21 protein-coding genes and 1 tRNA gene are annotated in these 25370 nt (G+C 67.6%); 11 read left to right on the top strand and 11 right to left on the bottom strand.

What is annotated here, in order from left to right:
• Nucleotides 1-36 precede the first annotated feature (36 nt).
• The 3 genes from Z052_RS17405 (at nucleotide 37) to Z052_RS17395 (ending at nucleotide 7419) form a co-directional block, all read left to right on the top strand.
• Entirely contained in the window at nucleotides 37-2736 is a 2700-nt protein-coding gene (locus Z052_RS17405; protein WP_094521343.1) for a DNA methyltransferase, read from the top strand.
• Nucleotides 2737-2857: 121 nt separating this feature from the next.
• Nucleotides 2858-4741: a site-specific DNA-methyltransferase gene (locus tag Z052_RS17400; RefSeq protein WP_094521342.1), complete on the top strand. Its 1884-nt coding sequence runs from the start codon at nucleotides 2858-2860 to the stop codon at nucleotides 4739-4741.
• Nucleotides 4742-4743: 2 nt separating this feature from the next.
• Entirely contained in the window at nucleotides 4744-7419 is a 2676-nt protein-coding gene (locus Z052_RS17395; protein WP_094494190.1) for a DEAD/DEAH box helicase family protein, read from the top strand.
• Nucleotides 7420-7967: 548 nt separating this feature from the next.
• On the opposite strand, the gene Z052_RS17390 is transcribed toward Z052_RS17395, so the two are convergent.
• Nucleotides 7968-8041: transfer RNA gene (locus Z052_RS17390), tRNA-Ile, on the bottom strand.
• Nucleotides 8042-8145: 104 nt separating this feature from the next.
• A complete protein-coding gene (locus Z052_RS17385; protein WP_086215581.1) occupies nucleotides 8146-8769 on the bottom strand; it encodes an FxsA family protein in 624 nt (207 codons plus the stop codon).
• Nucleotides 8770-8881: 112 nt separating this feature from the next.
• Between Z052_RS17385 and Z052_RS17380 the strand changes: the two genes are divergently transcribed.
• Together Z052_RS17380 and Z052_RS17375 are read left to right on the top strand one after the other, a co-directional pair.
• Entirely contained in the window at nucleotides 8882-9589 is a 708-nt protein-coding gene (locus Z052_RS17380) for a DUF1405 domain-containing protein (RefSeq protein ID WP_049929373.1), read from the top strand.
• Nucleotides 9590-9648: 59 nt separating this feature from the next.
• Nucleotides 9649-10695, top strand: a complete 1047-nt coding sequence (locus Z052_RS17375) for a hypothetical protein (protein ID WP_094521341.1) — start codon at nucleotides 9649-9651, stop codon at nucleotides 10693-10695.
• Between the two features lie 492 nt (nucleotides 10696-11187).
• On the opposite strand, the gene engB is transcribed toward Z052_RS17375, so the two are convergent.
• The gene (gene engB, locus Z052_RS17370) at nucleotides 11188-11808 is read right to left on the bottom strand and encodes a GTP-binding protein EngB (RefSeq protein WP_049929379.1); all 621 of its coding nucleotides are present in this window, start codon (nucleotides 11806-11808) and stop codon (nucleotides 11188-11190) included.
• A 53-nt stretch (nucleotides 11809-11861) separates the two neighbouring features.
• Entirely contained in the window at nucleotides 11862-12557 is a 696-nt protein-coding gene (locus Z052_RS17365) for a DUF4013 domain-containing protein (protein ID WP_094520302.1), read from the bottom strand.
• An 86-nt stretch (nucleotides 12558-12643) separates the two neighbouring features.
• Between Z052_RS17365 and Z052_RS17360 the strand changes: the two genes are divergently transcribed.
• A complete protein-coding gene (locus Z052_RS17360; RefSeq protein ID WP_094520303.1) occupies nucleotides 12644-13393 on the top strand; it encodes a 5-formyltetrahydrofolate cyclo-ligase in 750 nt (249 codons plus the stop codon).
• 27 nt (nucleotides 13394-13420) lie between these two features.
• Here Z052_RS17360 and Z052_RS17355 read toward each other — a convergent pair whose 3' ends face one another.
• Nucleotides 13421-13624: a hypothetical protein gene (locus Z052_RS17355; RefSeq protein ID WP_086215585.1), complete on the bottom strand. Its 204-nt coding sequence runs from the start codon at nucleotides 13622-13624 to the stop codon at nucleotides 13421-13423.
• A gap of 264 nt (nucleotides 13625-13888) precedes the next feature.
• A complete protein-coding gene (locus Z052_RS17350; protein ID WP_086215586.1) occupies nucleotides 13889-14983 on the bottom strand; it encodes an archaeosine biosynthesis radical SAM protein RaSEA in 1095 nt (364 codons plus the stop codon).
• A 275-nt stretch (nucleotides 14984-15258) separates the two neighbouring features.
• Here Z052_RS17350 and Z052_RS17345 point away from each other — a divergent pair, with 275 nt between their 5' ends.
• Complete coding sequence (locus tag Z052_RS17345) at nucleotides 15259-17151, top strand: bifunctional UDP-sugar hydrolase/5'-nucleotidase (RefSeq protein ID WP_094520307.1); 1893 nt, start codon at nucleotides 15259-15261, stop codon at nucleotides 17149-17151.
• A gap of 12 nt (nucleotides 17152-17163) precedes the next feature.
• Here Z052_RS17345 and Z052_RS17340 read toward each other — a convergent pair whose 3' ends face one another.
• Nucleotides 17164-17646, bottom strand: coding sequence for a hypothetical protein (locus Z052_RS17340; RefSeq protein ID WP_394338389.1), 483 nt, complete (start codon nucleotides 17644-17646; stop codon nucleotides 17164-17166).
• Nucleotides 17647-17924: 278 nt separating this feature from the next.
• Here Z052_RS17340 and Z052_RS17335 point away from each other — a divergent pair, with 278 nt between their 5' ends.
• Complete coding sequence (locus Z052_RS17335; protein ID WP_049929384.1) at nucleotides 17925-19856, top strand: aldehyde ferredoxin oxidoreductase family protein; 1932 nt, start codon at nucleotides 17925-17927, stop codon at nucleotides 19854-19856.
• A gap of 99 nt (nucleotides 19857-19955) precedes the next feature.
• Nucleotides 19956-20288: a hypothetical protein gene (locus tag Z052_RS17330; protein ID WP_086215587.1), complete on the top strand. Its 333-nt coding sequence runs from the start codon at nucleotides 19956-19958 to the stop codon at nucleotides 20286-20288.
• A 32-nt stretch (nucleotides 20289-20320) separates the two neighbouring features.
• Here Z052_RS17330 and Z052_RS17325 read toward each other — a convergent pair whose 3' ends face one another.
• From Z052_RS17325 to Z052_RS17310, 4 genes are read right to left on the bottom strand one after another with little or no spacing between them, the layout of a single operon-like run.
• Complete coding sequence (locus Z052_RS17325) at nucleotides 20321-20677, bottom strand: AzlD domain-containing protein (protein WP_049929386.1); 357 nt, start codon at nucleotides 20675-20677, stop codon at nucleotides 20321-20323.
• The gene (locus tag Z052_RS17320) at nucleotides 20674-21363 is read right to left on the bottom strand and encodes an AzlC family ABC transporter permease (protein ID WP_049929387.1); all 690 of its coding nucleotides are present in this window, start codon (nucleotides 21361-21363) and stop codon (nucleotides 20674-20676) included. The genes Z052_RS17325 and Z052_RS17320 overlap by 4 nt, the downstream gene beginning before the upstream one ends.
• A gap of 2 nt (nucleotides 21364-21365) precedes the next feature.
• A complete protein-coding gene (locus Z052_RS17315; RefSeq protein WP_094520304.1) occupies nucleotides 21366-22187 on the bottom strand; it encodes an RNA methyltransferase in 822 nt (273 codons plus the stop codon).
• Nucleotides 22184-22771 (bottom strand): hypothetical protein, encoded by a 588-nt coding sequence (locus tag Z052_RS17310; RefSeq protein ID WP_094520305.1) that lies wholly within the window; start codon nucleotides 22769-22771, stop codon nucleotides 22184-22186. Before Z052_RS17310 ends, Z052_RS17315 begins: the two co-directional genes overlap by 4 nt.
• Nucleotides 22772-23002: 231 nt before the next feature.
• On the opposite strand from Z052_RS17310, the gene Z052_RS17305 reads away from it, so the two are divergent.
• The gene (locus Z052_RS17305; protein ID WP_049929391.1) at nucleotides 23003-23575 is read left to right on the top strand and encodes a DUF192 domain-containing protein; all 573 of its coding nucleotides are present in this window, start codon (nucleotides 23003-23005) and stop codon (nucleotides 23573-23575) included.
• 405 nt (nucleotides 23576-23980) lie between these two features.
• Nucleotides 23981-25243 carry a dihydropteroate synthase gene (folP, locus tag Z052_RS17300; protein ID WP_176455025.1) on the top strand — a complete coding sequence of 421 codons (1263 nt, stop codon included), beginning with the start codon at nucleotides 23981-23983 and terminating at the stop codon, nucleotides 25241-25243.
• The last annotated feature ends 127 nt before the right edge of the window (nucleotides 25244-25370 follow it).

Below are 25370 nucleotides of genomic sequence, written 5' to 3'. Positions count from 1 at the left end.
CCCCGGCAGCTACCTCCCCCCCGGTAACCGATCGATATGCCTGCGGACGATATCACGGAGCCCCCCGAACACGCCGTCTCCTCGCCGAACACACCGATGTACAACATGGTTCGGTTCTGGGGGCGGAAGCCACAGAACCTCGTCACGAGCTACATCGAGCAGTTCACCGACGAGGGGGAGACGGTGCTGGACCCGTTCTCCGGGAGCGGCGTCACCGCCTTGGAGGCGCTCCGGGCGGACCGTCGCGGTATCTACAACGACCTGAACCCGCTGTTCCGCCACATCGCCCGCACGACCGCCGCTCACGTGGACTTGGACGAACTCGAAGACGGGTTCGACACCGTGATGGAGAACCTCCGGTACCGGCGCCACGAGGTCGGCGGCGCCGACGGCGACGCGCAGCGGTCATTCCGGTGGCTCTACGAGACGACGTGCCGGAACTGCGGCCACGAACGGGCGCGGACGCTCGAAACGACCGCGACTCGGGTGTACTCGCCCAGTCCGGGGCAAGCGAGCGAGCCGATATCCGGCGACGGGACGCTCGATGCCCTCGCGACGGAAATCTACGATCAGCTCAGCGAGGCCGAGCGCCTCTCGCACGACGCGTTGGTGGAGCGCATCGACTTAGACGAGTTCGGCGACGCGCGCAAGTCGGAGATAACGCGGGCGATCAACCAGCGGCTGTTCGAAAACGGGTACATCCGGATCGAGGAGGACGTTCCGAACGAGCTCAAGTACGTCTGTCCGGAGTGCGACGCGAGTGAAACGGTCCCGCTGGACGAGGCGGACGAGGCCAAACTCGACCGGATCGGCGAGCTCTCGCCCCCCTATTACTACCCCGACAACGAGCTGGTGTACCCCAACGGACAGGACTTCTACACGAGTCGTCCGGGGACCGAGCGCGTCGACAAGCTGTTCACCGACCGGAATCTGATCGCGCTGTCTATCCTCCGGCACGAGATACACCGGCTGGAAACACAGGAATTTGACCGGACCGTCGTCGACGCCCTCCTGCTCACTTTCGTCGCCATTCTCGAACACGTGAGCCGGATGCAGCGGCCGAACAAGAAGGGCTGGGCGGCGAAGAACTACGTCATCCACCCGGAGAACCTCGAACTCAACGTCGCGCACGCGTTCCGGAACCGGTTCTCGACCGTGCTCGACGGCATGCGCGAGGCGAACGACGAACTGAACGGGGGCGACCCCGTGGGAGACCGAGGGAGGTTCATCCAGGGAGACGCGCGCGACCTCCCGGTCGACGACCAGTCGGTACAGTACGTGTTCACCGATCCCGAGTACGGCGACGCCGTCCAGTACTTCGAGCTCAGCTACATGGCGAACAGCTGGCTGGACAGCAGCGTCAACTGGGAGGACGAAATCGTCGTCAATCCGCGCCAAGAGAAGCCGCGGGAGCGCTACGAGGAGATGCTCGCGGCGGCGTTCGAGGAGGTGTTCCGAGTGCTCGAGAGCGGCGGACATCTGACGGTCACGTTCCACAGCAGCGAACTCAAATACTGGAACTCCCTGATGCACGCGATCCAGCAGGCCGGGTTCGACTACGTCGACGCGGTCTATCAGGTTCCCGCACAGGAGTACACGAACTGGATCAACCGCCGGAAGCCGGGGACGATGAACGGCGACATCTACATCACGTTCCGGCGACCGGAGACCCGGGAACAGCCCGAACTGGACTTCGGTGACATTCAGGCGGTCCGGGAGTCCATCTTGGAGGAGGCGAAGCGCGTCATCCGGCTCCACGACGGCCGCGCGACGTACGATCAGCTGGTCCGCGGGGTGACGCTGCGGCTCATCGAGGACAACAGGATGCACTCCGAACAGGTGCGCGACTTCGACTATCGCCGCCTCTTCGACGATTACCTCGAACGCACCGCCGACGGCGACGCGTGGACGACCGCCGACTGGGCGGCGACCGACGAGGTCGAGTACATCCCGCTCCAGCGCCGCATCAGGTGGCTGATCGAATCCGTCTACGCGGGGAAGGAGGGGTCCGCCGCCACGCTCGACGAGATCCTCTCGCGGATCTTCACGAGCCTCAAGGACGCGCAGACGCCGGAGAACCAAGAGATATTGGACGTGTTACAGTCGACCGCTGAGCCGGTCGAGAAAGACGGCGTCGTCTACTGGCGGCGACGCGACTCGTACCAGCAGACGCTCGCCGGAAACACCTTGGCCGAGGAGGAGGGCCTGGTCGACACGGAAACGCAGCGCGAGCAGCTGGAACTGGACCACGACCGGATCATCAACCGACTCGCCGAGTTCGGCAAGTCCGTCGGCTACGACGCGTGGATCGGGGACCCGGAGACCGATCGCAGCGAGGTCCTCCGCGATACGCAGACGCGGCTGCGGATACCCGGCGACTTCTCCGACACCGTTCGCGAGCGGCTCAGGAACGTCGACCTGATCTGGTTCGACGGCGAGACGCCGGTCGCGATGTTCGAGGTGGAGCACTCGACGGACCCGCAGGACGGAATCGTTCGCATGGGGAACGCGTACGCGGAAACCGGCGCGACGCCCCGGGCCGTGTCCGTCGTCCCCGACAACCGATACGATCGATGGGAGAAGGCCGTCACGCAGCCCGCCCTCGACGAGTTGACCGACGACAACCCGTTCCGCTGTCTCACGTATTCGAAGCTGATCGAGCTCCTCGGCGGGCGCCGGTCGCCCGCGGAGCGGGGCGAAGAACGGCTGTTCGAACTCGCGACGACGCCGCCCTGACTCGGTGAGCCCCGCCCGCGACGCGAACCGGCGTCGTCGACCGGGCTCTCAACGAGGCTCGGGCCCGATCTCGGTCCCCAGTACGATGGTTTAACCCCGTGTCGGTTCTCTCCGGGTGTATATGAGTGATGAGCGTGACCGACTGGAGAAACCGTCCAACGCGGCCGCCATACGGGCGAAACTCCGTGAGATCGTGCCGAGCGCGTTCTCCGAGGGAGAGCTCGACGCGGCGAAGCTCGAATCGCTGCTCGACGCCGACGGGGAGTCGTCGGGGACGGAGCGGTACGAGCTCTCGTGGGCCGGAAAGCGCGAGGCCACCGCACGCGCCCAGGCGGCGACGGAGCAGACGCTGGTCCCGCGTCCCGACGAGAGCGTCGACTACGGGGGGTCGGGCAACCACTTCATCGAGGGCGAGAACCTCGCGATCCTGAAGACGCTCCAGCGGTCCTACCAGCAGCGAATAAAGATGATCTACCTCGACCCGCCGTACAACACCGGGTCGGATTTCATCTACAAGGACGACTACTCGACCGCGGCCGCCGACTACGAGCGGGAGACCGGCCAGCGGACGGCGGACGGCGACAAGCTGGTGAGCAACCCGGAGACGAACGGGCGGTATCACAGCGACTGGCTGTCGATGATGTATCCCCGGCTGTTCCTCGGGCGGAATCTCCTCCGGAACGACGGGGCGATCTTCGTGAGCATCGATCACAACGAGTACCACAACCTCCGCCACCTCATGGACGAGATCTACGGCGAGGACAACTACGTCGGCACCTTCGTCTGGAAGCGCCGGACCCCCGACGCACGGAACTCGGGCGGGATGTCCATCGACCACGAGTACGTCGTGGTGTACCAGCGGTCCGACGCGTTCGAGATGCGGGGCGTCGAGAAGTCGTTCGACAACTACACGAACCCGGACGACGATCCGCGCGGCCCGTGGGTCGCCGGCGATCTGAAGAACTCGCGGACGAAAGACGAGCGGCCGACGATGTTCTACGAGATCACGGACCCCGAGACCGGCCACACCTATCAGCCGGACCCGAACAGCGTCTGGCGCCTCGGCGAGGAGACGATGCGGCAGTACATCGAGGAGGGTCGGATCCTCTTCCCCGACGACGGCGAGGGCGTGCCCAAGTTCAAACGCTTCCAAAACGAGATCGAGAGCCGGTACAAGCCGCTCTCGTCGTGGATCGAAACGACGACGACCGACGAGGACATCGAGCTGTTCGAGGACGCCTTCGACCGCACCGTCCTCCAGACGGGGATGACCGGCACGGCGACGCGCGAGCTGAAATCGCTGTTCGGCTACAAGGCGTACGACTTCCCCAAGTCGACGGACCTGATCCGGAAGCTGATCCGCCACAGCGTGGACGGCGGCGACATCGTCTTGGACTTCTTCGCGGGATCGGGGACGACGGGCCACGCGGTCATGCAGCTCAACGCGACCGAGGAGTTCGACGACCCCGTCCGGTTCATGCTCGTCCAACTGGACGACGAACTCGACGAGCCGCGGGGGGAAGAGACGACCCACGCGGAGGTCTGCGAGCGGCGCCTGCGGCTGGCGAGCGAGCAGGTCGCCGACGACCACGACCTGCCGGGCGCCGCTCCGGGGCTCGGCTTCGACAAGTACACGCTCGGGGAGTCGCGCTTCGAGCGGTGGGGACGGCCCGACACGGAGTCGGAAGCCCGCGCCGCGCTCGAACGATACGCGGCCGACGCCGGCTCGGCCGTCGATCTGACCGATCCGGACGCCGCGCTGGTCGAGGTACAGCTCCTGCTCGGGTTCTCGCTGGACGCCGCCGTCGAGGCCCTCGCGGACCACACCTATCACCTGTCCGAAGACGACCGCGACGCGGTGGTCACCTTCGCGGAATCGGTGACGTACGAGACGCTCACCGAGTTCGATCTCCCGGCGGACACGCAGTACGTCTGCTTGGACGGGAGCCTCTCCGATACGGACAAGGAACGCCTCAACCGCGACCTCTCGCTCCGAACGATCTGACCATGGAATTCGAATTCGATCCCGACCTCGAGTATCAGCAGGAGGCCGTCGACGCGGTCACCGACGTCTTCGACGGCCAGCCGAACGTCGGCGAGCAGCCCGCGTTCGGGACGCACGGGACGACCGTTCCGAACGAGTTAGCACTCTCCGAGGAGCAGCTCACGGCCAACACGCGAAAGGTCCAGCGGCGTCACGACCTCGCACAGAGCGACGACCTCTATCGGGCGGCCGACGGCGAGACGACCGACCTGTTGAGCTTCAGCGTCGACATGGAGACCGGGACGGGCAAGACGTACGTCTACCTCCGGACGATCCACGAGCTCTACCGGCGGTACGGCTGGCGAAAGTTCCTCATCGTCGTTCCGAGCGTGGCGATCCGCGAGGGCGTCGTGAAAACGATACAGCAGACGCGAGCCCACTTCGACTCGCTGTATTCGCGGCCGCCGTTCAACTGGACCGAGTACGACTCGTCGACGCTGAGCGACGTGATCCGGTTCGGCAGCAGCAGCCAGATCGAGGTCATGGTCATGACGCTCCAGAGCATCAACCGGAGCGACGAGAACGTCATGTTCCGGCCTCACGACAAGCTCAACGGCGACCGCCCGGTCGACCGCATCGCGGCGACCAATCCGATCGCCGTCTTGGACGAGCCGCAGAACATGGAGGGCGAGAAGAGCAAAGCGGCCATCTCGGCGTTGGACCCCCTCTGTACGCTTCGGTACTCGGCGACGCACCGACGGATCAGAAACAAGGTGTACGAGCTCTCGCCCGTCGACGCGCACGAGAAGGGGTTGGTGAAAACCATCGAAGTGCTCTCCGTCGTCCAAGACGAGGACTTCGACAAGCGATACGTTCGACCGCTGTCGTTCGACGCCGGTCCGAAGGCACGGATAGAGCTGTACAAGGACCGGTCGACCGGGGCCCAACTCGGAAAGAAGACGGTCCGCGCCGGGGACAGCCTCTACGCGGCGAGCAACGGCTTACCGCCGTACGAGGGTGTCGAGGTGGCGTCGATCGACGCCCGCCACGAAGTCATCGAGCTCAGCGACGGGACGCGGCTCCACAGCGGGGAGTCCACGGACACCGACATCGAGACGATCCAGCACCGGCAGATCCGGGAGACGGTCCGCGAGCACTTCGAGAAGGCGCTCGACTACCGCCGAGACGGGATCAAAGTCTTGAGCCTCTTTTTCATCGATCGGATCGACAACTTCCGCGGCAGGAGCGGCGACGAGACCGGCCACCTCTGGGAAGCCTTCTGCGAGGCGTTCACCGAGCTGAAGGCCGAAGACCGGTACAGCGATCTGTTCCCCGATCAGTCGCCGGAGGACGTCGCCGGCGCGTACTTCGCCACGACGACGAGCGGCGACATCAAGGTGCGAGAGAGCTCGATCCGGGACGACGTGGAGTCGTACGAGCTCATCATGCGAGATAAGGAAACGCTGCTCTCCGCCGACGAGCCGACGCAGTTCATCTTCTCGCACAGCGCGCTCCAGGAGGGGTGGGACAACCCCAACGTCTTCCAGATCTGTACGCTCAACAATACGGTCAGTTCGGTGAAGAAGCGCCAGGAGATCGGACGCGGCGTTCGACTCCCCGTCTATCAGGACGGGACGCGCCTGCCGCCGGGCGACCGGCGCAATCGCCTCACGGTCATCGCCAACGAGAGCTACGCCGACTACGCCGACGACCTCCAGGCGGAGTACAGTTCGGCGACGGACTACGGCGACGACATGCGCGCGCAGACGAACGATCACCGGGACCGGACCGTCGTCACGCCGCGGACAGAGGTCGTCGACGAGTCCCCCGCGTTCGCGAGGCTGTGGGAGCGGATCGCGCCGAAAACGACGTACACGACGACGATCGATTCGCCGGCGCTCGTCGAGAGCGCGGCGGCCGAACTCGCCGGCGTCACGGTCGACGAGCCGCGGCTCCGCGTCTCCCGCGGAGAGCTATCGATGGACGACGGCGCCGACATCGAGACGGTGGGCATCGCCTCGCAGGTGGAGTCCGTCGACCGCGACGGCCCGCTCCCGGATGTCGTCAGTCATATCGCCGCCGAGACGGGGCTGACGAAGCAAACAGTCGCAGAGATCATCCTCGAATCCGAGACGGTCGACCAGCTACTGAAGAACCCCCACGCGTATCGGGTCGCGGCCCGCGAGACGATCGACGCGGTCAAAACCGAGTACGTGGTCGAACACATCGACTACGAGCGGATCGGCGATGCGCACCCGACGGACATCCTCAGCGAGGTCGAGACCTACGCCGAAAACACCGTCAGCGTGGACAAGAGCGTCTACGATAAGGTTATCTGCGACAGCGAGGGTGAGCGGCGGTTCGCGCGCCGCCTCGACCGGGACGACTCCGTCGCGCTGTTCATCAAGCTCCCGCGCGAGTATCAGCTCCCCACGCCGATAGGGCCGTACAACCCGGACTGGGCCGTCCTCTTCGACAAGGAGACGGCGGTCCGCGCGGACGCGGAAGACCGCCGACTGTACCTCATCAGGGAGACGAAGTTCGGCACCGAAGACGACCTCCGGCCGTCCGAGGCGACGAAGATCGAGTGCGCCCGCGCTCACTACGACGCGCTGAACGTCGACTTCGACCTCGCGACCGACTTTCGGGACGACGATATCATCGAAGACGTCCTCAACATCGACGTCGACGCCGAGTGAGACGCTCACCGAGCGTTGATCGGTCTCGGAGTGGGCCGATATCGCTGCCCTCGCTCACGGCCGGTCTCCTCTCGTCGTCGGACCGTTCGCGTATCGGCCCGAACGCACAGTCAGAGCCGTGTGGGTCGTTGTCAATGGCCTCTGCCAGAGGGCTCTCAGCGAAGGGACGACAACATATTTCAGCAAACTTTTCCGCCTCTAGTCCCTCTAACAGATCGGTGTAACCGGAACACCACGTCAGAGGCAGACCCGCGCATATCTCTCCTCGCTTGCTTCGGGACGGCTTCCAGTTTCACCGTCGTCGATCGCAACTCGATCGATACCGTCACCGGTCCGCGCTCGTCGACGCGGTCGGAGGTCCACGAACGTGGCGCCGTGCGCTACGGCTAGGCTACGACGGGGCTGACCACGTCGCGGTATCCGTGGACACGACGGTCGAATTCTACTGGTACAGAAGGCTCTAACTATCGAGAGTTAGGACGGAATTAGGTGGCTGGGGAGTTCCCGGCCCCTAACACGCCACGGCCGAAGACCGTGGACGTTGTAGGTGGGCCAACACGGATTTGAACCGTGGACCTCCCGGTTATCAGCCGAGCGCTCAACCTGACTGAGCTATTGGCCCAGGTGAGCGCATTCAGTCGTTGCGCGGGTAGGATCTTAAGGGTTTCCTTTCGAAGGCCGCCCCGCCGTGTGGCGGTTTCACGGGGGATCGCGACCCCGGCGCCGTCAGTCGCTTCCCTTCCGCTCCTCCTCTTCGACGGTGAAGTCCACGTCGACGACGTCGTCGTCCGTCGACGCGCCACCGGAGCCCGCGTTCCCTGCGACGCTCTCGTCGGCGTCCGTGCCGCTGCCGCCGTCGAACCCGTCGGGGTCGCCCCCGGGACCACCGGGGAAGCCGCCGCCCATCGAGAACCCGCCCTCACCGTCGCCCGGGAAGCCGCCGACGTAGACGTTCCCCGAGAAGAAGCCGTCCGTCTCGCGTTCGAGGTACGGGACGACGACGTACTTCTTCAGGGCCATTCGGATCGGAACCCGCGAGAGCGGGAGGGCAAGGAGGAACCCGACGGCGTCGGTGACGAGCCCCGGCGTGAGCAGGAACGCGCCCGCGGCGATGAGCAGCCCGCCGTCGAGCAGTTCGTCGGTCGGCGGCGAGCCCCGGGCCAGTTTGCGTTGGATGCGCGCGAGCGTCGCGCGTCCCTCGGCGCGCAGCAGGAGCATGCCGAGGACGGCCGTCAACACGACGAGCGCGACCGTGACGGCCCACCCGAGCCGCGTCGCGACCACGATCAGGAACAGCGCGTCCACGAGGGGGACGACGAGCAGCAGCGCGAGCAGCGTTCGCGGGCGCATACCCCCGCCTTCCCGCCGGGCACGCATAGCCCTTTTCGTCGCGGTCGCCCGCATCGCCGGTCGCGTCCACCGCGACCGCCACCGCTTTGCCCGCCCGGTCCGAGCCCGCGGTATGGACATCGTCGGCGCGCTCGGACGCGACCCGCCGGACCGCGAGTCGCTGCCGCGGTGGGTCGCGCCGCTCCCGAAACGGCTGGAAGACGTCGCCTTCCGGTTCGCGTGGGTCATCGTTGTCATCAACCTCGTCGGCACCGCGTTCGGCTTCTGGTACTACCGGTTCCAGTTCCGCGCCCTCCCGACGGAGATGTGGCTCTTCATCCCCGACAGCCCCGGCGCGACGCTGCTCATCGCGCTCGCGCTCGGCGCGTGGGCGCTCGGGCGGTCGAGCGACACCCTCGCCGCGCTCGCCTTCTTCGGCAACGTCAAGCTCGGGCTGTGGACCCCGTACGTCCTCGTCGTCTTCTGGCCGGAGTTCCTCGCGGTCAACGGCCCCGGGCTGTACGCGTTCCTGCTCGTGAGCCACCTCGCGATGGTCGTCCAGGCGTTCGTCCTCCACCGCATCACCGACTTCCCGCTCCGCGCGGTGGCGATCGCGACCGCGTGGTACACCGTCGACCTGCTGATGGACTACTTTGTCCCCGTGATCGGCGACGTGACACACACCGCGCTGCCGTACGCCGACGGCGAGCCGTGGTTCACGACGACCGTGCTTCAGGTCGCGGCCGCCGGCGCGGTCGTACTTACCGTGATCCCGCTGTTCTGGACGCTCGGAACCCGTATCGCGACGCTCCGACGCCGCGCGGGCGACCTCGGGACGTAGCCAGTCCGACGCCACCTCCCGCTCACCGATTTAAGTGATCGGCCCGCTTCGACTGTGCTATGAGCCACTACGAGCGGATCGCCGACATGTCGGTGACGATCGAGTCCGTCGCCCGCCGGCGGTACGTCGCCGACACGACGAGCGGCTTCGAGCGGACGACGACGGAGTACCGGCTCTCCGGCGACGGCGTCGTGGGGCGCGGCGAGGACGTGACCTACGAGACCGCCGACCACGACGCGCTCGCCGGGACCGACCCGATCGACATCGAGGGCGAGTGGACGATCGACGCGCTCTCCGACCGACTCGACGAGATCGACCTCTTCCACGGAACGCCGCCCGAGAACGAGACCGCACGCAACTACCGGCGCTGGGCGGTCGAGAGCGCGGCGCTCGACCTGGCGCTCCGGCAACGCGAGGAGACGCTGGGCGACCGGCTCGGCGTCGACCCCGATTCAGTTCGGTTTGTCGTCTCCACTCGCCTCGGTGATCCCCCGTCGACCGACCGGGTCGAGGAACTGCTCGCGCGCAACGCCGACTTGGAGTTCAAGCTCGACCCCACCGCGGAGTGGCCGCAGTCGGCGTTCGAAACTCTCCGGAAAACCGACGCCGTGCGCGTCCTCGACCTCAAGGGGTGGTACGAGGGGACCGAGGTCGACGTCGAGCCCGACCCGGAGCTGTACCGCGACGTGTTCGCGGCGTTCCCGGCGGCGGTCGTGGAGGACCCCGCGTTCACGCCCGCGACCAGCGCGCTCGTCGAGCCGCAGGCTGACCGCCTCTCGTTCGACTACCCGATCGACGGCGTCGAGAGTCTCGAATCGCTCCCCGTCGAGCCGGGGTGGTGTAATATCAAACCCTCGCGGTTCGGCACCCTCGAATCGCTGTTCGAGACGATCGCATACTGCGAGCGCGAGGGGATCCGGATGTACGGGGGCGGCCAGTTCGAACTCGCCAGCGGCCGCACCGCGATCCAGACGCTCGCCGCGCTCTGTTACTCGGACGGGCCGAACGACGTGGCGCCGCGCGCGTACAACGACCCCGACGCCGAGCCGCCGTACCCGAAGAGCCCGCTCCGCCCGAGCGATGACGCGGTCGGCTTCGAGTTCTGAAGCGAGGGATTCGAGCCGGGCACTGACGCGGTAGTTTATAAACAAATTCGCGGCGGCGCGTGCCTGCGAGGCCGCTCCGCGGCCGAGCAGCACGCGCGAGGGAGTCGGTCGACCGGAGCGAAGCGGAGGGAGGCCGACGAGGCTGGGGAGGCGTGAGGTGCGGTTGCGGGGTGGGACTCAAATAGACAGTTGCGAGGGCGAAGGCGCGCGACGCGAGCACCGCAGGAGCGAGTGGAGCGAGCGACGAGGAGCGTGGTTCGAGAGAGCAAAGCTCTCTCGTTATCACGAGACGCCTCCGGCGTCTCGAACGACAGCGAGCGCACCGAACCCTCGCGACTGAGTCTTTGGAGCTGTTCACCGTCGATCGTTCGTCAGTCAGGTACAGCCGAGCGACTGGGGTCTGGAGGTGTTTTCCGCCGATCCACAGCTGGCCGATTGTACCAATTCGGCTGAAATCTCTGCGCAACCGACCCCACCGTCTCACACCGATACTTAAGAGACGAATTTCAGTAGGTCGTCGCGGTTGTGGTCGTGGAAGCGCGTTCGGAGACACTCCTCCAGCGCCTCGATGTCGCCGCGCTTCGCGCAGATCGGAGCCACGCGGTCGGACCACTGCTGCCACGGCGGGTAGAGGCCGAGCCGGTCGCAGATCGCGTCGAGCCGCTCGTCGAGGTCGTCGATCTTGTCGGTCTTGTTGACGGCGATGATCGGCTCGACTCCCACGTCTTCGAGGAACCCGAACATCTCCACGTCGTGCGGAATATTCCCCCGCTCGGCGTGACGGTCGATGATGTCGACCGCGGCCTTCCCGTCCATCACGACGACGCCAGCGAGAATGGAGTCCGCGTTGTCCTCTAGGTAGCGGACGATGTCGGTCTTGATCTGCTCGCGGTGCTCCTCCTCGACGCCGGACATGAAGCCGAAGCCGGGTAGGTCCGTGAACATGAAGCTCTCGCTGGCCCAGTCGAAGTGGTTCGGCTGGCGGGTGACGCCCGGTTTGCCGCCGGTCGAGAAGTCGTGGCCCGTCAGCTCGCGCATCAGCGTGGACTTGCCGACGTTCGAGCGCCCCACGAGGACGACCTCGGCGTCGCGGTCCGGCCGGTCTTCGAACATACGCGTACGTGGTCGGTAGAGCGGTTTAAAAGGCGCGTCGCGGCGGCGCGGTCTCAGGCGGTCGCGGCGTCGCCGACGCTCTCCCTCCCGGCGTCGATCCCGTCGGTCCGGTCCGCGAACGCCGCGCCGAACATCCGGAACACGGCGACCTGTCCGTAGAACTGGACGAACGGGACGAGCACCGACCCGACGACGGTCACGAGGAGCACGACGGAGACGACGAACACCCCGATCGCGACGAGAATCGGTGCCAGTACTGCGAGGAGGTAGTCGGCGCTGAAAAGCGTGGGTTTGAGCAGGTCGACGTCGAACGCCGCGCCCGCCCTGCCGCGGACCGCGTACGCCGTGAGGGCCGCCGGGACCGCGTAGTAGACGAACAGCAGCACCGGGAGAAACGCCAGCGCGAGCAGCGCGCCGGTCACCCCGATGAGCGCACCCATATCGCCGCCGACGCCCGACCCGATCCCGGCGACGACGGTGACGAGGACCACGTAGAGGACGACCGGGACGACCGAGTACGCGAGCGCGATCAGCGCCCCGACGACGCCCTTCGCCAGCAGGTCGCCCCAGTCGTCGAACTCCGGCGGCTCGTCGTCCCCCGCGACGGTGCGCTCCAGCACCCGCACGAGATATCCGAACACGAGGAACGTCGGGATCACCAGCACCGAGAGCAGCCCCAATACGCCGCCGACGACCATCCGCCCGACCCAGTCGCCGCGCACGGGATAGGAGAGTCCGTCTTCGATCATACGCCGTGATGACGGCGATCGGGTATATAACTCCCCGCCGTTCGCCGCGTCGCCGACTACTTGTCCGCGAGGGCCGACCGACTCCCATGGACAAAGAGGCTGTCCGCGAGGCGGTGTGGGACGCGTTCGACGAGGGCGATCAGGCGCGGTTCCCGTTCCCGCCGCACGACCGGATCCCGAACTTCGCCGGCGCGGACGCCGCGGCGACGCGGCTCGCGGAGACCGAGGCGTGGGAGTCGGCCGCGACGCTGAAGGCCAACCCCGACGCGCCGCAGCTGCCGGTCCGTCGGGCCGCGCTCCGCGCCGGGAAGACCGTCTACGTCGCGCAGCCGCGGCTCCGCGACCCGAACCCGTTCCTCCGCCTCGATCCGGCCGAGATCCCGCCCGACGAGATCGACGACGCGACGACCGTCTCCGGCATCTCCGAGTACGGGACGCCGACAGCGCCCGATGGCGTCGCGCGCGTCGACCTGATCGTCGTCGGCTCCGTCGGCGTCACGACGGGCGGCGCCCGGGTCGGCAAGGGCGAGGGGTACAGCGACCTGGAGTGGGCGGTGCTCCGCGAACTCGACGTCGTGGATGACGACACGACGGTCGCGACGACGGTTCACGAGCTCTCCGTCCTCGACGGACCCGAGTCGGCGGTCGGAGCCGATGTCGACCTCCAGGAGCCCGACGCTCACGACGTGCCGCTCGACCTCGTCGTCACACCGGAGCGAACGCTCCGGACGGAGACGCCGTACGCGCGACCCGACGGCGTCGACTGGGACGCGCTCGACGCGGAGAAGCTGTCCGAGATACCGGTTCTCGCGGAACGGGCGCCGGAAGAAGGATAACGACGGCTGCGACCCTCGCCGCGGGAATCAGTCGGCGTGCTGCGGCGTCGGTGCTGATCGCGCCGACCGGTGGTCGGCGACGTGGCCGCACTTCGGACAGACGAGCGTCCGCTCGTCGCCGTCGCTGACGACGAGCCACCCGTCCGACAGGGGGCTTTCGAAGCGACACTCCGGACAGAAGAGGACCGACTTCCCGCGGGAGGGCGGGGAACCGCTGGCGTCTGCGTTCATGTTCTACTGTACGGGTCCGAGGTATAAGGGCCTTGTTCGACCTGATCGTTCAGTATGATCGACTTTGCCACGCCGATTTGTGACTCGTTTCCGAATGTTCTGGGCCGTACGTTTACTAAATGAGGGAAATATTGATCGGCATCGTTCACAATCGTTCCGCGGAGACCGGCGGGGGATCGGCGGGTCGCGTCCGGGAGTTTGGCGGGGGCTGTGCTCGCGCGAGGGCGCTCCCCTGCCCGCTCTGGGTCGACGCGCCGACCGCGCTTACCGCGCCAGCGGCATGTTGTAGCTCGTCTCCTCGTCCATCACGTACTCCCAGGTGGCCTCGCACTCGCAGGACACCTGCTCGAACACGCTCGGGTCCTGCCGCCTGTCGAAGTCCTTGATCGCGGTCTGGACGCGGTCGTCGCACTCGCCGCAGTTGTGCGCGCCGCGGTCGGAGCCGTGCCCCACGGGATCGGAGACGACGATGGCGTCGACGTCGGCGGTCTCTTCCAGTACGTGCGCGACCGACCAGAGCCACGGCGGCCGGTAGCCCCCCTCGAAGAACAGCTCGTCGACCATCGTGTACCGCTGGACGTTCGTCGGGTTCATCGAGACCGTGTGACAGCCGTCGACGGCCGCGCAGCGCCGGATCGAATCGATCATGTCGGCGGCGGCCTCGGGCTCCGCGAGGAAGGGCGGCTTCATCAGGAGGTACGCTTTGATCCCCACGTCGGCGGCGAACTCGCCGTCGGCCGCGGCCGCCTCGGCGCAGGCGTCCTCGAAGTCGGCGAAGTCGAAGTACTTGTTCACGCAGTCGTGACGGACGCGGTCGGTCGCCGTCTCCAGCCCGACCGCCACGTCGGTGGCGATCTCGTGGTCCGCGAAGTCGGCGATCTTCTCGCGGTCGACGAAGTCCGGCAGCGATTCGACGACGATCCGGTCGCGGTCCGCGAACGTCTCGGCGATCGCCCGCCGCGTCTCCGCGGGGACCTCGCGCTCGTCGAGGAAGGAGCCGGAGGTGTAGATCTTGATCAGCTCGGCCGGCTCGTCGGCCTCCTCGGCCTCGTGATCGAGGCACGCGTCGATCTGGGTCATGAGGTCCTCGTGCGCGACGCTGCCGCCCTCGACCGACTCCGCGACGTACCCGCACATCGTACAGCCCCCGGCGCGCGCCCACCGACAGCCGCCGGTGTTCAGGATGATCGTGAGGGAGTTCACGACGCCGTCGGGCGTGTTGTCCTCGTCGATCCAGACGCGGGTGGGCTCCGTCGGGTCGTACGTCTCCGAGCGCTCGGCGCGGATGTCGCGCATCACGGCGTTGTGCGCGTCCATCCCGCGCCCCTGCTCGTACGCGTCGGGGCTCGGCTGGCTCATTGTCGGTGGAAGCGGGCGAGCGCGTAAAGCGGTGTCGTCATCGCGGGAACGGCCGGCGCGTCGCTGCGGGTGTGATCGCGTCTGGCCCGCGGGGACACTCTTCCGCGCGCCCACCGCGGTCGAGTCCCTCGCCGACCCGTCTCAGAAGGGTTGTTTGTGAAAGATTCTCAAACATCGCGAATTGATAAACATATACTATTTCATAGAAAGATTTTATACACATCACTAAGTGAAATAATTCGATGTCACGGGACCGTGACTACGGACGGCGTGACGTGTTGCGAGCGGGTGGAATCGTACTCGGCGGGTCGCTCGTCTCGGGATCGGCGACGGCCGCCGACGGCGACGGCGCGACGACGCTCACAGTCCTGTCGTACAACGACATTCAGACGGCTGCGGCGGAGGACAAGAAGTTCCCGCGGCTGGTGACGCTCATCGAACAGCGCCGGGCGGCGGCCGACGGGCCCGTCGTCGTGGTCGGCGGCGGCGACGAGGTGGGGCCGCACGCGCTGAGCCCCGTCTCGCAGTGGCGCGCGCCGGTGGACGTGCTCAACGAGGTCGAGCCGGACGCCGACGTGATCGGGAACCACGAGTTCGACTACGGGCTCGACCCTATCTCGGACGTGACGGCCGACTCCGAGTTCCCGTGGCTCGCGACGAACCTCGTCGACAGCGAGACCGGCGAAGCGTTCGACGGAACGGAGTCCGTCCGAATCGTCGAGCGAGGCGGTGTCAAGGTCGGTCTGATCGGACTCGTCGACGAGGGCGCGACGTTCGGAAAGACGAACATCAAATTCAACGAAGAAGGATTGACCCTCGAAGAGTACACCGAAACCGGCCCCGCCGAAGCGAAGCGGCTCAAGGAGGACGAGGGCGTCGACGCCGTCGTCGCCCTCGCGCACACGGGCATCGGCGACGCGGAGGCGCTCGCCGAGGCCGACGCGGACGACGACATCGACGCGATCGTCGTCGGCGACGACGAGCAGTTCTATCCGCCCGAGGAGGTCGACGGATCGATCGTCTCCGAGGCTCGGGCCCGCGCCCGTTACCTCAGCGAAATCGAACTGACGATCGACGGCGGCGAGGTCACCGCGTTCGACGGGGAGCTGATCGAGGTCACCGACGACATCGAGAAGGACCCGACCGCGTCCGACATCATCAACGAGTACCGCGGAGAGGTGAGCCTGGACTCGGTGATCGTGGAGACGGAGACGCCGCTCGACGCCACGTTCGGCTCGAACTACCACCGCGAGACGAACTACGGAAACGTGGTCACCGACGCGATGCGCGAGCGCGTCGACGCCGACGTCGCGATCACGAACGCCGGCGGCATCCGCTCCGACTCGGTGTACGGGCCCGGCGAGATCACCGGCGGAGACATCTTCAACACGCTTCCGTTCCCGAACACCGTCGTCTCGCTTGAGATCACTGGCGAGGAGCTCGTCGAGACTTTGGAGAGCCAGGTCGTCACGCTGGAGAGCGACACCGGGCAGAACTTCGGCGAGGAGATCTCTCAGCAGACCAGCGGCCTGCGCTTCGAGTGGGTCCCCCACGACGACGCCGACGAACCGATCCGCGACGTGTACGTCGACGGCGAGCCGCTCGACCCCGAGGAGACGTACGAAGTGGCCGTCAACAGCTTCATCGCAAACGGCGGGAGCGGCTACCCGCTCGACGACAAGCCCGTCGAGGACACCGGCGAACTCCAGGCGACGACGGTCGTGAACTACTTAGAGGAGAAAGATACCATCGCTCCGACCGTCGAGGGGCGGATGCAGCGCGTCGACCGCGACCTGCCCGCCGCCGCCGTCACCGTCGACGGGAACGGCAAGGTGGTCTCTCAGTTCGACGCGCCCGACGACGTCCAGTCGGTCGCCGAGGACACCGTCGCCGTGTGGACGCCGGAAGGTGACCACGTCGACGCGGAGAAGGTCGTCTTCGATGAGGAGGACGAGACTCTCGTCGTCCGGGTCGACGACAGCAACTTGGCGGACACGATAGAGGACGCGGACGACGGCGACGAGGTCGCGCTCGACATCTACGCCGAGTACGAGTCTAGCGAGTACGACCATATCTACTTCGAACGCTCTCGGCTGAACGCGGACGTGTCGGCGACCGTGCGCCGCCGCGGTCGGGGCCTCGGCAGCGCCGGTCCGCCGGGACGCTGAACGTAGGCGGGTTTAGCGCTCGTCGTCGCGGTCGCCCGCCGTCTCCGGTCCGCGCCCCCAGGCGACCGCGATCGCCGCTCCGATGACCGCGCCGACCGCGTTGACCGCGGCGTCCCCCCACGCGAAGGAGCGCCACGGGATCGGCGCCTGGACGAGTTCGATGCCGAACCCGAACGCGACCGCGGCGGCGGCCGCGAGGAAGGGGTCGACCCGCCGTCCCCCCGTCGTCGGAACGAGGAGGCCGGCGAGGACCGCGTACCCGACTACGTGGAACGGATCGGTGAGTCCGATTTCGGCGGGGAGAGCGTCGAGGACGCCGCCGAGCGCGCTCTCGCCCCCGCCGGACGATCCGGGCACCGGGACCACCGACGCGACGAACACGGCGAGCGCGAACCCGAACGCCCTCGCTCGCTCACGCCTGATCGACCCTAAGCGGCGCCTGATCTCCCCCGGACGCCGAGCGGTCGCCTCTCCCCGTCCGCCTCGGTCGGTCACGGTCGTGCTTCGAGTCGCCGGCAATTATGGACTGCGTCTTCGCGATATTCGGCGCCCGACCCGTAAGACCGACCGAAACCGGTCGTTTACACTACGCCGCTACCGGACGCTGTGAATCCCTCACACCGCGCCGGAGTCTCCGGATATTCGCGCGGTGAACGCTCGGGCTACTGATAAACGTCGCACCTCGGAGGCGTTCACTTTTGTAACGCTTTACGGTTTCGTACGGAGGTCAACAACTAACACGCTGTGGTCCTTCTATAATGATAGAGCATTACATGACTGAAATGGGCGGCTACCGCGACCGTGTGGCACAGGTCGACCTCAGCGGCGGGGAGGTCAACTACCACGGGATCGACGACGAGGACGCGGAGAAGTACATCGGCGCGCGCGGACTCGGCGTCAAATACGTCTTCGATAAGGGGCCCGACGTGGACCCCCTGGGACCGGAGAACCGACTGGCGTTCATGACCGGACCGCTCACGGGTACCCAGACCGTGATGAGCGGCCGGATCGCCTTGGTGACGAAGTCCCCGCTGACGGGGACCGTCACCGACTCGCACCACGGCGGCTGGTCCGGCGCCCGGCTCAAGTGGGCCGGACTCGACGGCGTCCTCCTCGACGGAGAGAGCGACGAGCCGGTCTACCTGTTCGTCGAGGACGGCGACGTGGAGGTGCGCGACGCCTCCCACCTCTGGGGACAGGGCGTCCACGACACGATCGACCAGATCGGCGAGGAGGTCGACGGGAAGGTCGGCCGCGACGTCTCCGTGATGGCGATCGGGCAGGGCGGCGAGAACCAGGTCCGCTACGGCTGCGTCATCAACGAGGACGACCGCGCCTCGGGCCGCGGCGGCACCGGCGCCGTGATGGGCGCGAAGAACGTGAAGGCGGTCGTCGTGAAGTCGGGCACCAACATGCCGAAGCCCGCCGACCCCGAGACGTTCCAAGAGGGGTACCAGCAGGCGATGGAGGTCATCCGCGAGTCCGACGTGACCGCGCCCAACGAGGGCGGCCTCTCGATGTACGGGACGAACGTCCTGATGAACGCGACCGAGGAGATGGACGGCCTCCCGACGAAGAACGCGAAGTACACCTCGACCGAGGCGTACCACGACGCGGAGGGCGCGGACATCGAGGCGGAGCAGGTCTCCGGCGAGAACGTCCGCGAGAACATCCTCGTCGACGAACCGACGTGCCACTCCTGTCCCGTGGCGTGTAAGAAGGAAGTCGACGTCAACGTCACCCACAAGGGCCAGGAGATGAATGTCCGCACGGAGTCGTACGAGTACGAGTCCGCGTGGGCGCTCGGCCCGAACTCGGGCCACTCCGACCGCGACGAGATCGCCCGCATGTTGGAGCAGTGTAACGACCTCGGTCTCGACACCATCGAGGCCGGCAACATGATGGCGATGGCGATGGAGATGAGCGAGGAGGGCAAACTCGACGGCGTCGGCCACCTCGACTGGGGCGACTCGGAGACGATGATCGACCTCATCGAGGAGATCGGTCACCGCTCGTCCGACCTCGGCGACCTCCTCGCGGAGGGTCCCGAGCGCGTCGCCGACGCGAAGGACGCGCACGGCAACAAGCTCTCCGTGAAGGGCCAGACGATGGCCGCCTACGACCCGCGCTGTATGAAGGGGATGGCGATCGCGTACGCCACCTCGAACCGCGGCGCGTGCCACCTGCGCGGCTACACGCCGGCCGCCGAGATCCTCGGGATCCCGGAGAAGGTCGATCCGTACGAGTGGGAGGGGAAAGGCGAGCTCACCGCCACCTTCCAGGACCTCCACGCGGTGTCGGACTCGTTCGATATCTGTAAGTTCAGCGCGTTCGCTGAGGGGATCGAGGAGTACGTGCTCCAGTACAACGGTGTGACCGGCCAAGACCTCTCGGAGGACGAGCTGTTTGAGGCCGGCGAGCGCATCTACAACCTCGAGCGCTACTACAACAACCTCGCCGGCTTCGAAGGCGCAGACGACACGCTGCCGAACCGGTTCATCGAGGGCCACCCGGACGCCATCCCCGGCACGGGCGCCAGCGAGGGCGAACTCGTCGAACTCGACCAGTTGAAGGCCGAGTACTACGAGAGCCGCGGCTGGGTCGACGGCGTCGTCCCGGACGAGAAGCTCGCCGACCTCGGCATCGACGTCGGCCCCGGCACCGGCGTCTCCGCCGGCGACTCCGCGGCCCCCGCCGACGACTGAGCGGGAACGCGTCCCGAGCGAGGGCGAGAGCGCTCGCGCGTCGACGCCTCTCGCCGCTTCGTGTTTATTTTTAAGTGAGCTCCGCCGGAAGCTCCGCGTATGGCACACGACCCGCTCTCGCCCTCCGAGGCCCTCCGCACGCGCGTCGGCATCACGCTCGCCGCCGTGAGCCTGTTCGTGTTCGTCTACTCGCTGCTGATCCTCGGACAGATACTGCTCGGCGTCTGGACCGTCCTCGTCCTCACCGTGGGACCGTACCTCTCGTACCGGCTGTTCGCCGCGCTCGACTCGCTCGCCGACGCCGCCCAGCGGATCGCCGCCGCCCGCGAGCGCGAGGTCGACCGCGACGCCCGGTCCGGCCGCCCCGTCGACCGTGAGAGCCCGGACGGGAGCGAGCGCCGGTCGGAGCGCGCGACCGAGCGCGATCGCTGACGGCGGCCTCGCTCGTCTCTATTACTGCCCGCTCACGCGAACACGACGAACCGGAAGACCCACAGCGTTCCCATCCCGGTCGCGATGGTCGCGAACACGTTTTCGGTCCGCCACGCGACCGCGCCGGCGACGGCGCCCGCGATCAGCCGCTCGTCGAGGAAGGTCGCGGTGACGGACGGCCCGAGCGTCACCAAATCGGGGAGGACGAGCGCCGCGAGGACGGCCGGCGGGACGTACCGGAGCGGCCGCTGGAGGCGCGTCGGGACGCCGTCGATCCGCCCGAACAGGTGGATGAAGGAGAGCCGGATCCCATAGGTGATGACGCCGATGACCGCGATTGCGACCCAAGCGCGCGGGGAGGCGGCGAGGGCGCCGAGACCACTGCTCACGACACCCTCACCTCCGTCACGAGGCCGGCCGCGACCCCGCACAGCGCGCCGACGAGCAGGCCGAGGTTGAGCGGGAGCCCGGCCGCGACGACCGCGACCGCGCCGCCCGCGACGCCCGCGACGGTGGTCGGTCGGTCCTTCATCGCGGGGACGAGGAGCGCGAGGAAGACGAGCGGCACCGCGAAGGTGAGCCCCCACGCGTCGGGGACGCCCGCGCCGAGGACGACGCCGACGACCGTCCCGATCTGCCAGACGATCCACAGCGACGCGGCCGCGCCGAGGTAGTAGCGCCACCGGCTCCGGTCCGGGTTCTCATCGAACTCAGCGACCGAGAGGGCGTACGCCTGGTCGGTGAGGAGGTAGGCGAGCCCCGCGCGGAGCCGGCGACCGTAGTCGGCGAAGTGCGGCGCGATGGAGGCGGAGTACATCAGCATCCGGAGGTTGATCACGGCCGCCGTCCCGACGACGACGGCGAGGGGCGCGTTTTCGCCGAGCAGTTCGAGCGCCGCGAGCTGGGAGGCGCCGGCGAACACGATCACGGACATCCCGACCGCCTCGGCGAGACCGAGCCCGGCGTCGACCGCCGCGATCCCTGCGACGAGGGCGAACGGCGCGACGCCGAGCATGAGCGGCGAGACGTCGCGCACGCCGGCTAATAGGTCCTCGTCGAAGACGCCCCCGCCCACGGCTACTCCTCCCGCGGGTACGGCGGCTCGTCGTACTTCGCCGCGAGGTGGTCGGCGTGGTCCAGCTTCGCGTTCGCCTTCCGGAAGGCGCCGAGCAGCGAGTGGATCTCACGCTCGGTCGGGTGCGCGCGCCCGAGCAGCCGGCGCATCAACAGCGCGTTCTTCTCGCGGACGTGGTCGCGCTGCCCCGTCGCCGCGAGGAACTCGTCGAAGAACTCGTGGAAGCGCTCGAGGTCGGCCTCCGGAGCACGGGTCACCTCCGTGTCGGGCAGCTGCGTCTCCTCGACCGTGAGATCGCGAAGCTCGTACAAGAGGACCGTCGCGGCCTGCCCGAGGTTCAACACGGGGTAGTCGTCGTCGGCCGGGATCGAGCACACCTCGTCGAGCCGCGAGAGCTCCTCGTTGTTGAGCCCCCGTCCCTCGCGGCCGAAGACGATCGCGGTGGGCGCGTCGACCGTCTTCAGCGACTCGCGCAGCTCGACCGGGGTCTTGAACGGGAACCGCTCGTGGCTACGGTCGTCCTCGCCGGTGATCGCGGTCGTGCCGACCGTGTGGTAGTTCGCGACGACCTCGTCGAATGTGACCTCGTCGGCGTTCGGAAGCACGTCCTCGCGGGCGTGTCCGGCGAAGCCGTACGCCTCGCCGTCCTCCGCGATCTCCGGCGGGTTCACGAGCTTGAGGTCCGTGAGCCCGAAGTTCTTCATCGCTCTCGCGATGGTGCCGATGTTGCCCGGCGTCTCGGGCTCGACGACGACGACCACGGGCTTCCGTCGACCGCTCGCGGGCGTTTCGACCGCGTCGACGTCAGACTCCTCGTCGCTCATCGGTCCGACGGGTAGTCGGTCGAGAGGTCGAGGTCGGACTCGGCGAGCTCCTCTTCCGTCAGCTCCTCGTCCGAGCGCTCCTTGCCGGCGAGTTCGACGATGTCGATCCGCTCGCCCTGGAAGTCCTCTTCGAGCCGCTCCTGGACCTCCTGCTGATCGGGCAGGTCCGGGAGGCCGTCGGGGTCCTCGTCGACGTGCTCGACCGAGCCGTACCCCTCCGGCGCCTCGTTGCCGGCGGCGACCCACTCGTGGAACCGGTCGGCGAACTCGACGGACCCCTTGTACTCGCTGCCGCCCGCCTCGCGGAACCAGTAGAGCAGGTCGGGTTCGTGCTCGGCGCAGAGCAGCACCTCGCCCTCCGGTTCGCCGTACACGATCTCCGCCTGCCTACAGCGGTTGATCTCCTCGTCGCCGTGCTCGAGGTAACAGACATCGCAGGGCTCTTCGACGAGGGTGACGAGCCGCACGAGTCGCTCTCGCGGATCTTCGGGGATCTCGTTGAGGGGCTTCAGCTCCTCGTCGTCGGTGAATATCTCGTCCTCCTCGAAGCGCCACCCGCGGAGGCCGATGCTCACTTTCGCCATGTCTCACGCTACGCTCCGGCGGCGATAAAAGCGCGTCCTTCCCGGCACGAGGGGTCGCTACGCCGCGGCGAGGTCGAAGCGGCGGCCGCGAGCGAGAGTTAGACCGCGACGGGGAGTGGACGGAGAGTTCATACGGGTCGTGGGCGCACCGAGTGACATGCCCCTCCCCGGACCCGTGACGGCGCGACGCCGACGCCGCCGTTTATCACTCCGGCCCCCCTCGGCGCAGACATGAGACGGCGGCGACTCCTCGGGCTGGCCGCGGCCGCGACGACGGGCGCCGCGGCGGGCTGTCTCGGGGGCGACGACGCGACGAGCGACGGCGGCGATTCGACCGACGGCGACGCGGGTGGCGGGCCGGACGGCGCGAACGGCGGAGCCGACGACGCAGACTGGCCGACCGGAACGTACGCCGACTACGAGACGACGACCGTGACCGTCGAAGGTCCGGACGGGGGAGCTCGGGGGTCGGTGACGGCGGCAATCGCGGACACCCGTGACAAACGAATCCTCGGCCTCAGCGGCGCCGAGTCGCTGCCCAACGGGGGCGGGATGTTATTCGTACACGACTCGCCCGGCCCCCTGACGTACGTGATGCGCGAAATGGACTTCGGCATCGACATCGTCTACGTCGACGGCGACCGAGAGATCACCTCGATCCACAACGCGCCCGAACCGGGACCGAACGAGGACGGTGAAGATCAACGGTATTCCGGCTCCGGGCAGTACGTGCTGGAGGTCCCCTACGAGTGGACCGACCGCCACGAGGTCGCGGTCGGCGACTCGGTGCGGTTTAATCTATAAATGGGGTTCGGAGGCGTGTGCGATCAGTTATAACCAGCCGATCGTGGCCCTGCGACGAACACCTCCAAACCCCCAGTCGCGAGGGGGCGCACGCTCGCTGTGTTCCTCGGTCGCTCACTCCGTTCGCTCCCTGCGGTGCTTGCGTCGCCTGCGCCCCCTCGCGACTGCCCCTTCGAGTCCCACCCGACCGCGACCGCACCTCACGCCTCCCCAGCCTCGTCGCTCACGCCTTTCGGGCGTTCGCGACTCCCTCGCGCGTGCCCCTCGCGGCCTCCGCTTCGCTCCGGCCGCTCGGTCGCACGCACCACCGCCCGCCGACCATTTATAAGCGATTGCGAGGGCAGTTCTCCGGCGAGCGCCTCGGGTACTCGCCCCGTTTATGTCGCTCGCGCCCGTGGTGATCGTATGCGAAACGTGGACGCCGCGGGGCTCGGGATCGGCGACGACCATCCGCCCCGGATCATGGGCGTGCTCAACGTCTCAGAGGAGTCGCCGTACGACCCCAGCGTGTACGACGACCCCGGCGAGGCCGCCGCGTACGTCGACGAGGAACTGATCGGCGAGGGCGCCGACATCGTGGACGTGGGGCTTGAGTCGGCGAACAAGGACCTCGACGTGCTCTCGGCCGAACAGGAACTCGACCGCCTCGACACCGCGGTCGAGACCCTCGAATCGACCTCCGGCGACGCCGTCTGGTCGATCGAGACGCGCTATCACGAGGTCGCGGACGAGGCGCTCTCGCGCGGGTTCGACATGGTCAACGACATCTGCGGGTTCGCCGACCCCGAGATGCCCCACGTCTGTCGCGAACACGACGTGGCGGTGTCGAAGATGGCCTCGCCGCCGGACCTCAAACGCCCGGGCGCGGTCGAGGACGTCGACGACATCTACGAGGCGCTCTCGATGAACGGCCTCACCGACAAGACGATCCTCGACCCCGCGTTCGGCGGCTGGTCCGAGGCCAAGACCCACGAGGACGACCGGGAGACGTTCCACCGGCTCCGGGAGTTCCGGGGGTACGGCCGCCCGCTGCTCGTCTCGATCAACCGCAAGAGCTTCCTCAAGACCATCGCGGGCCGCAGCACCGAGGAGGCGCTGCCGGTCTCGCTCGCCGCCACGTCGATGGCGGTCGAGCGCGGCGCGCACGTGATCCGCACCCACGACGTGGCCGAGACGCGCGACGCGGCGCTCGTCGGCGCCGAGTTCGCCCGCGACCGACACGACTCTCGCGGCGACTCCGACGCGGTCGGAGTCGAGGAGCTCGACGTGACGACGGTCCCCGAGGCCGAGCGTCACCTCGACCGGATCGGCGCGCCGGAGGCCGCTCGGGGCGACCGCGGCGCCGCCGACACCGCCGTCGTTCGTACCTACAAACTCACCGGGCTCGACGACCCCGCCGTCGGTGCCCTCCGCGCCGCGACCGTCGGCGACGACGCGACCGGCGCGACGTTCGCGCTGGGCGATCCGAACCGGGCGGCCGCGGCGACCCCGTCCGCGACCGACGGCGGCACCGGCGGGGCGTCGTCAGGCGGCGACGACCCCGCTGACGGCCGCCGCGGGCTCCTGATCGCGACGCCCGCGGCGCTCGACTCGGTTAGAGAGGCGGTATCCGGCGCTTCACGGGCGCTTGACGCCGCGATCGACGGTATCGACCGACACGTGAGTTAAGAGAAAGTTTATGCCCTCGTGTAGACAACCGATCGACCGGACGCCGGAGGGGCACGCGGGTAGGGGTACTCTGTGCCACTCCGGCCCATACCATATCTCGCCCGCTGAGCGGCGGCGCCGATCGACG

Origin of the sequence: Halorubrum sp. C191 (assembly GCF_002727095.1) — an archaeon.
GTDB classification, from domain to species: domain Archaea; phylum Halobacteriota; class Halobacteria; order Halobacteriales; family Haloferacaceae; genus Halorubrum; species Halorubrum ezzemoulense.
The sequence above is the reverse complement of the archived record's forward strand: the minus strand, read 5'-3'. Positions and strand labels throughout refer to the sequence as shown.

Bases quoted from the DNA above. Each gene is read 5' to 3' on its own strand.
- folP (WP_176455025.1), top strand. From the start codon at position 23,981: ATGCGAAACGTGGACGCCGCGGGGCTCGGGATCGGCGACGACCATCCG.
- Z052_RS17310 (WP_094520305.1), bottom strand. From the start codon at position 22,771: ATGGCGAAAGTGAGCATCGGCCTCCGCGGGTGGCGCTTCGAGGAGGAC.
- Z052_RS17405 (WP_094521343.1), top strand. From the start codon at position 37: ATGCCTGCGGACGATATCACGGAGCCCCCCGAACACGCCGTCTCCTCG.
- Z052_RS17360 (WP_094520303.1), top strand. From the start codon at position 12,644: ATGGACAAAGAGGCTGTCCGCGAGGCGGTGTGGGACGCGTTCGACGAG.
- Z052_RS17305 (WP_049929391.1), top strand. From the start codon at position 23,003: ATGAGACGGCGGCGACTCCTCGGGCTGGCCGCGGCCGCGACGACGGGC.
- Z052_RS17380 (WP_049929373.1), top strand. From the start codon at position 8,882: ATGGACATCGTCGGCGCGCTCGGACGCGACCCGCCGGACCGCGAGTCG.
- Z052_RS17375 (WP_094521341.1), top strand. From the start codon at position 9,649: ATGAGCCACTACGAGCGGATCGCCGACATGTCGGTGACGATCGAGTCC.
- Z052_RS17395 (WP_094494190.1), top strand. From the start codon at position 4,744: ATGGAATTCGAATTCGATCCCGACCTCGAGTATCAGCAGGAGGCCGTC.
- Z052_RS17385 (WP_086215581.1), bottom strand. From the start codon at position 8,769: ATGCGCCCGCGAACGCTGCTCGCGCTGCTGCTCGTCGTCCCCCTCGTG.
- Z052_RS17350 (WP_086215586.1), bottom strand. From the start codon at position 14,983: ATGAGCCAGCCGAGCCCCGACGCGTACGAGCAGGGGCGCGGGATGGAC.
- Z052_RS17365 (WP_094520302.1), bottom strand. From the start codon at position 12,557: ATGATCGAAGACGGACTCTCCTATCCCGTGCGCGGCGACTGGGTCGGG.
- engB (WP_049929379.1), bottom strand. From the start codon at position 11,808: ATGTTCGAAGACCGGCCGGACCGCGACGCCGAGGTCGTCCTCGTGGGG.
- Z052_RS17355 (WP_086215585.1), bottom strand. From the start codon at position 13,624: ATGAACGCAGACGCCAGCGGTTCCCCGCCCTCCCGCGGGAAGTCGGTC.
- Z052_RS17330 (WP_086215587.1), top strand. From the start codon at position 19,956: ATGGCACACGACCCGCTCTCGCCCTCCGAGGCCCTCCGCACGCGCGTC.
- Z052_RS17315 (WP_094520304.1), bottom strand. From the start codon at position 22,187: ATGAGCGACGAGGAGTCTGACGTCGACGCGGTCGAAACGCCCGCGAGC.
- Z052_RS17335 (WP_049929384.1), top strand. From the start codon at position 17,925: ATGACTGAAATGGGCGGCTACCGCGACCGTGTGGCACAGGTCGACCTC.
- Z052_RS17400 (WP_094521342.1), top strand. From the start codon at position 2,858: ATGAGTGATGAGCGTGACCGACTGGAGAAACCGTCCAACGCGGCCGCC.